Annotated in this window: 3 protein-coding genes; 1 reads left to right on the top strand and 2 read right to left on the bottom strand. The window is 72.6% G+C overall.

Annotation, left to right across the window (positions count from 1 at the left end; translation table 11 throughout):
* A partial coding sequence (locus ABZ848_RS49470) for an alpha/beta hydrolase fold domain-containing protein (protein WP_360843717.1) occupies nucleotides 1-404 on the bottom strand: 404 nt, incomplete at its 3' end.
* Between the two features lie 140 nt (nucleotides 405-544).
* Here ABZ848_RS49470 and ABZ848_RS49465 point away from each other — a divergent pair.
* The gene (locus ABZ848_RS49465; RefSeq protein WP_360843714.1) at nucleotides 545-1,000 is read left to right on the top strand and encodes a MarR family transcriptional regulator; all 456 of its coding nucleotides are present in this window, start codon (nucleotides 545-547) and stop codon (nucleotides 998-1,000) included.
* Here ABZ848_RS49465 and ABZ848_RS49460 read toward each other — a convergent pair.
* A partial coding sequence (locus ABZ848_RS49460; RefSeq protein WP_360843711.1) for an ATP-binding SpoIIE family protein phosphatase occupies nucleotides 987-2,354 on the bottom strand: 1,368 nt, incomplete at its 5' end. The two genes, ABZ848_RS49465 and ABZ848_RS49460, sit on opposite strands and share 14 nt — an antisense overlap.

Here is a 2,354-nt window from a genome sequence, read left to right as displayed (position 1 = left end):
TGCTCGATGGCGATCGGGTAGCGGGCCTCGGGTGAGAGGTCGTACTCGGGAAAGACCACGGCTGCCCTCGCGCCCACGGCGAGTTCGCGGACCAGCCGGTCGTGGGTGTGGGCGTTGCCGAAGACCCAGCCCGCGCCGTGGATGTAGAGGATCACCGGGAGGGTGCCGGAGGCGCCCTGTGGCCGGATGATGCGGGTTTGGATGCTGCCGGTGGGGCCGCCCTCGACGGTGATCCACTCCTCGTCGACGGCAGGCAGGGCGATCTCCCCGGACTGCACCTCGTCGACCGCCTTACGGCCCTCCACCGGGCCGAGATCGAAGAGGTAGGGCGGGTTCGCGGTCGCCTCCGCGAAGGCCTGGGCGGCGGGTTCGAGGACGGGGCGGGGTGCGGTGCTGTCGGTCATGACGTGCTCCTCGTATCGGGTGAGACAGACAGTAGCGCTCGATTTAGTCGTGCACAACTTATTTGGGGTCGATACAATAGGACGGACCCGAAGATAGACTGGTGATCACCGTGAGCAGCGCAGAAACCGGGAGCCGTGCCGTGAGCCCAGCCGCAGTGGAGCCGAGCGAGGGGTCGCTGCTCCTGGACGACCAGCTCTGCTTCGCGCTGTACGCCGCCTCCCGCGCCGTCACCGCGCGCTACCGCCCCCTGCTGGACGAACTGGGGCTGACCTATCCGCAGTACCTGGTGATGCTCGTGCTGTGGGAGCAGGACGCGATCTCGGTGCGTGACCTGGGCGTGGCGCTCCAGCTGGAGTCCAGCACGCTGTCGCCGCTGCTCAAGCGGCTGGAGGCGAACGGGCTGCTGCGACGCGAGCGCCGGGCGGAGGACGAGCGTTCCGTCGCCATCCGCCTCACCGCGGCGGGCGCCGAGCTCAGGGAGCGGGCCGGCACGGTGCCGCTCGCCATCGGCGACGCGATGGGCCTGACGCCCGAGCAGGACGCCCTCGCCAAGCAGCTGCTGCGGCTGATCACGGCCAACGTCAGCGACGGCTGAGCGCCAGCTCGGCCCACACCTGCTTGCCGCCGCTGACCGGCACGGTCCCCCACACCTCCGACATCGCCTCGGTCAGCAGGATGCCGCGGCCGCCGGTGGCCTCCCAGCTGATGCTCGTCGGCTTCACCGGCGTGCGCGGCGAGGAGTCGGCGACGGCGACCCGCATCCGGTGGTCCAGGAGGGTGAGGTCGAGGCGGACCTGGCCGTCGGTGTGCACCAGGGCGTTGGTGACCAGCTCGGAGACGACGAGCAGGACGCCGTCCATGTCGTCGCGGGGCACGCCCCAGGCACGCAGGGTGCGCCGGGTGAACCGGCGGGCGTGGCCGACCGCCTCCGGGACGCGCCAGACCGTCCAGCTCTCCCGCAGCGGGCGCAGCGCCATCCCGTCGTAGCGCAGCAGGAGCAGGGCGACGTCGTCGCTGCGGTGGGCGTTGCCGAGCAGGGCGTCGGCTACCAGGCCGAGGTGGGCGGGGTCGGAGACGGCCAGTTCGTGGGCGACCCGGTCGACGCCCTCGTCGATGTCGGCCTCGGCGGACTCGACGAGGCCGTCCGTCATCAGCGCGACCACCGTGCCGGGCTGCAGCCGCAGCAGGCTCATCGGGAAGTCGGCCTGCGTCACCACGCCCAGCGGGGGCCCGCCCTCCGCCTCCGGGATCTCGGTGCTGCCGTCCGGGTGGCGCAGCACCGGCGGCAGATGGCCGGCGCGGACGTACCAGGCGGAGCCCTCCTCCATGTCCACGTCGACGTAGCAGCAGGTCGCGAAGAGGTCGGTCTCCAGGTCGACCAGGAGCCGGTTGGCGTGCGAGACGACGACGTCCGGCGGGTGGCCCTCGACGGCGTAGGCGCGCAGCGCGGTGCGCATCTGGCCCATGAGGGTGGCGGCGCCCGCGTTGTGGCCCTGGACGTCGCCGATGACCAGGGCGACGTGGTTGTCGGGCAGCGGGATCACGTCGTACCAGTCGCCGCCGACCTCCAGGCCCGCCGTGGTGGGCAGATAGCGGGCGACGGCGACCGCGCCGGGCAGTTTCGGCAGGCGGCGCGGGAGCAGCTGGCGCTGGAGCATGCCGACGAGTTCGTGCTCGGCGTCGAAGGCGTGGGCGCGCATCAGGGCCTGCCCGGCGAGGCCGGCGGAGGCGGTGAGCAGGGCGCGTTCGTCGGGGCCGAAGTCGTGCGGTGTGTCCCAGCCGATGAGGCAGGCGCCGGCCATGCGGCCCCCGGCGGGCAGCGGCAGGACGGCGAGGCCGCCGGGGCCGACGTCCGCGAGCCGGCCCCGAAGGACGAAGTCGGCCTGTCCGTACGGGGGTTGACCGACGGCCGGACGATCCGGGACTTCACCGTCGAGGTGAGGAAGGGC

It is taken from the genome of Streptomyces sp. NPDC047081 (genome assembly GCF_040643775.1).
Classification (GTDB): domain Bacteria; phylum Actinomycetota; class Actinomycetes; order Streptomycetales; family Streptomycetaceae; genus Streptomyces.
Note: the sequence above shows the minus strand (reverse complement) of the source record. Positions and strands in the feature narration are given on the sequence as shown.